This window comes from Pseudomonas caricapapayae (assembly GCF_001400735.1).
Lineage (GTDB): Bacteria > Pseudomonadota > Gammaproteobacteria > Pseudomonadales > Pseudomonadaceae > Aquipseudomonas > Aquipseudomonas caricapapayae.
This window is the reverse complement of sequence record NZ_LJPW01000081.1, coordinates 1-3,947: the sequence shown is the minus strand read 5'-3', so window position 1 is coordinate 3,947 and position 3,947 is coordinate 1. Positions and strand designations below refer to the sequence as shown.

Genomic DNA, 3,947 nt, shown 5'->3' with positions numbered 1-3,947 from the left:
GTTGAGGGTGATTTGTCGGGTTCTGACATTCGCAGGGTCGATCCCCGAGACAATCGCCCAGTTGCGAATTCGCTCATCGTCGTTTTGGCTACCCACCATGTAGACGTCAAACGGTTGCTTCTGAGCTTGAAGGGCCTTCACTCGAACTGAGCACTCCGGGCAGTCGTCCTTAACGAACACTGCCAATCGGCCATTGCCCTGGTTAGCAGGGCTCGCTGTCGCCCCTTGGGACGCCGAACTGGCGATGGGAATCAGATTGGGATAGAGGCGTTTGAAGGCATCATCGTATGCACGTTGATACGCTAACTCTTTTGCCGTGCGCTGCGCCTCGGCTTTGACCTGGAGCTCTGCATACCGCCGGCGCTCTTCATCATTGCGGGCTTCGATACCCAATGCAGTCAGCGGATCCAGCCCGGGGGAATACACACCTCGTGAACTCTGCATCAGCGTCTGATAGCGCTGCCATTCTTGAGGACTGAGGCTCCAGTCTCGTGCCAGCATCTCGTCGCTCGATTGCGACTGGCTGTCCAGCAAGGCGCTCTGCTGCTCTCTACTGGTGGACTGTGCGGAGCTGTTGGTTGCAGCGTTGGTCATGCCAGCTGCTGTGATCAGGATGACTCCCGTTAGTGTGAACATTCGCAGGTTGTAAACGGTCATGTGAACCTCTAAGGGCGCAGGGGCAGAATGCGGGTTGAGCCGTTGATGCTGAACAGGGCGCGGGAGTCATCCAGGCTGTTGAGCTGCCAGTTGCTCCCCGCAACCATGTCGCCCGGGCGTACTAGGTTCAGCTGACTCAGCTGAGTGCTGCCAGGCGGCGCAACTGACAAGAAACGTTCGCCTCCGCGATACTCCACACCCACGACTGAAAACGGGGGAGGAGCCTCCGGAACTTTGGTTTGTGCTGTTGTTTTGCGGGAGGGGGCTGGAGTCTTTGGCCTGGCCGCAGCCGTAACTTGAGCAGGTGCGGGTTTAGCCGCGCGCAGGTCTTGGAGTTTCACCTGCAGCTCCTCGATCCGAGCCCCCATGACCACAACTTCTTCCATTGTGGCACCCTGCTGGGCAGCGTCCTTCGCCGCCTCTTGCACCTGCTTCAGGAGGGCTTGAACGGCATCGATGCGGTTTGACAGCGCCTGCTGGGCGGCCCTGAAATCATCGATGGTTACTGACTTCAGCTGGCTGGCGGCATCGAGCCGGTCATCCACGCCATTAATGCGTTGGGTTATGGCGTTGACGGTTTCCAGGTTTGCAGCTGACTCAAAACCTGTTTTCAGGTGGAGAATCTGCCACTGCTGGTAGACCAGCATGCAGGTCAGGACGATCAAGGCCAGGATTTGCAGTACGTTGGCGCGGGAAGGAGAAGGGCGCAGTGGCAGCTTCATGGAGGACCTCACTCAAGATGTGAGGCACGTTCGCAAAATCAAAGATCTGAAGCAGCAGGAAACCGTTTTTCAGTCTGATTGGGTTTGTAAAAGCGCAGGGCAAGCTGTCCCATGACTGAGCTACTTGCCAAAAATACTGGGCTGCGCGGAACCAGAATCCTTGATCGACAAGTCTACGATGCGTACCTCGACGAAACTAACGATCGAGGTATTCATTTTGAAAAATTTGATAGGTTGGGCTGAGGACGTATCAAACCCGTATTGGTATATGTGAGTTATGAGCCAGTCTTTATGGAAGGGGCTGTGATATGTGGCGTGATTTTCTTATGTAAGCCATTTTTGGGTACAGCTATGCCGGGTCCATATATCATGACTTCTGAACCTTTTTTCTTCAGTTGAGCGGTGTAGCTCAAAAAGTATTCATCCTGTCTATAATTTCTATAGATCTGTTTTATTTTATCAACATTGTCATACGAAACTATCCAAGGCTTAGTAACGCATTGCAATGCTTTTTCAATCCTTACATGGTCGTCGTGTTCATAGAAATTTCTATATAGGCCTGAGCCTTTGATGTAGTATGGGGGGTCTAGATATACCAGAGTCTTTTTAGGCAGTGTAGGAACGACGTCTTCGAGTAATGTTACGGCGTCTAAATTGTAAACGTGAATTCGATTGCTGTATCTTCCAATGAGTTCGATTCTTCGGATTAGATCTGTCTTGTTGAAGCGCTCGTCCAATTTCCACTTTCCAGATTGGGCAATTCCGCCAATCACGCCTGCTTTTAGAATGCCAGAGCGATTTGTACGATTTAGGAAAAATGTCGCAGCCGCTATTTCAATTGACGAGTAATCTTCTATATTGTTTAGTATTTTTCTAGATAGATGCCAGTTATCCATCGTGACTTCAGTATCATATATTTTTTTGCAGAGCTCCTCAGTCTGAAAGACGGCAGCGTTCCAGAACGTATAAATTGCTGGATCTATGTCGTTAATATGAATTTTCGAAGCATACTCATGAAAAAGTAACTCAAGCGCTACCCCCGCACCTCCCGCGTAAGGTTCAACGTAGTGTCCGTCAAGCAGCTGATTTTCCTCAACGACATCCTTGATAAAATGGGAGAATTTACCCTTGCCACCAGGGTATCGCAGAGGCGTTGAGAACACTCTAATAGCCATTGGTTTGACGCCGATTTATAAGGTTTTTTTTGTTCATTGCCTTTTGCATAAATTACTTCCAAATCGCTTCGAGCATAGGGCGGTATTCATCTGCGATATCCTTAAGCTCAGAAGGTAACGGTGAACTAGCAGAGCTGTGGACAAACTGATTGAAGTGATCAACTGACCCAAGAGTGTCTTTATCGTTCGCTCGCTTAGAAATGGCTTTGCTCTGATTTTTATCAATCTTACCAGCTAGCTCCAAGTGCTTGACAATACCTATAACTTTAGAGGCTAAAGACATATCTTCGGTCAACGGCTTTCTGTTATCGTCGCGAATGATTGGGGTATTTCTAGCTTTTTCTTGTACGATGAAATCGTCACAACTCGTTTCAATGAATACTCTGAATGTGATCGCGGCGGCATTAGGGCACGTATCAACTTCGAGATTCTTTCTGAGTTCTCGGTAGATTTCATTGATCCGCGAATTAGAAACATTTAAAGACCAAGGGAGCAGGTATTTGCGAGCTTTAGAAGAAGGTTTGGCTTTGGTACGTGGCCCCGTTGCAGAAGGCGTTTCTATACCTGCGGCGCTTGATAATCCGGCAGGTGAGTGGGTGCCAGCGGTGCTTGGATTACTCGAGCTAATGCCTTTAGTTCCACTGTCCTGATTACCTTGTCCAGTATCGGCAGTTGTGGCCTGCTTTCTTACTATACTAAGAGGTAGCAGTTCAGGTGGGATGTGGGTCATGAAAAGCTTGCGATCATCATCACTTCTTATATCGTTTACATTGTAATCCTCGTTTTTAAAGAGGTCTATTGCAAACTCAACTGCTGGAGCGATATACTCAAGTTTTAGCTGTGGAATAATCTCTTTATTAATAATTTTTAATTGAAAAATTTCTTGAGCCGGTTTGGATGAAAAAAGCCTTGTAAGCGTGGTGACAGGTATAGAAAAAATGTCACTAATAGTGTTGTTTGAGAAGATTTTCTCATTGGAGCTTACTAGATTCCGTACTTGCCTGCCTATGGACTCAATTCCAGTTTGCCTCGCTCGTCTCTCATCACGAATGTCGCTATCCCAGTTAACACGGCCTACACCTCCGTTCTGGCCCGTGTGCTTCAGCTCAACCCAGATGTCTCCATCTTCTCGTGTCGGTACTATACTAAACTCAATTTGAGTGGGAAACTCAGAGCCGATTTTTTTATGGGCTGCCATAAAAGGCTTTACTAGTTTTTCACTAGGACAAAGGTCAGGTTTTTGAAGCAGCTTAAGTGCTGTAAGTCTGCGATTACCCTCTAGAACAATATAACAGTCGTCAGGTGCTGGCATCACCAATTGGAGCTCGGTGGGATCGAGACCATGAGTAGCTATGTGGTCAGCTAATTTCAGGATCTTCTTTGCGTCCTCAGG

General features: G+C 48.3%; 4 protein-coding genes. All 4 read right to left on the bottom strand.

Annotated features, from left to right (window positions below):
* A partial coding sequence (locus ALO80_RS12405; protein WP_055009230.1) for a TIGR03759 family integrating conjugative element protein occupies positions 1 to 657 on the bottom strand: 657 nt, incomplete at its 3' end.
* An 8-nt stretch (positions 658 to 665) separates the two neighbouring features.
* Entirely contained in the window at positions 666 to 1,379 is a 714-nt protein-coding gene (locus ALO80_RS12400) for a hypothetical protein (RefSeq protein WP_055009229.1), read from the bottom strand.
* 275 nt (positions 1,380 to 1,654) lie between these two features.
* Positions 1,655 to 2,554, bottom strand: coding sequence for a DNA adenine methylase (locus ALO80_RS12395; RefSeq protein ID WP_055009228.1), 900 nt, complete (start codon positions 2,552 to 2,554; stop codon positions 1,655 to 1,657).
* A 52-nt stretch (positions 2,555 to 2,606) separates the two neighbouring features.
* On the bottom strand, positions 2,607 to 3,947 hold a 1,341-nt coding region (locus ALO80_RS31290; protein ID WP_055009227.1), incomplete at its 5' end, for a ParB N-terminal domain-containing protein.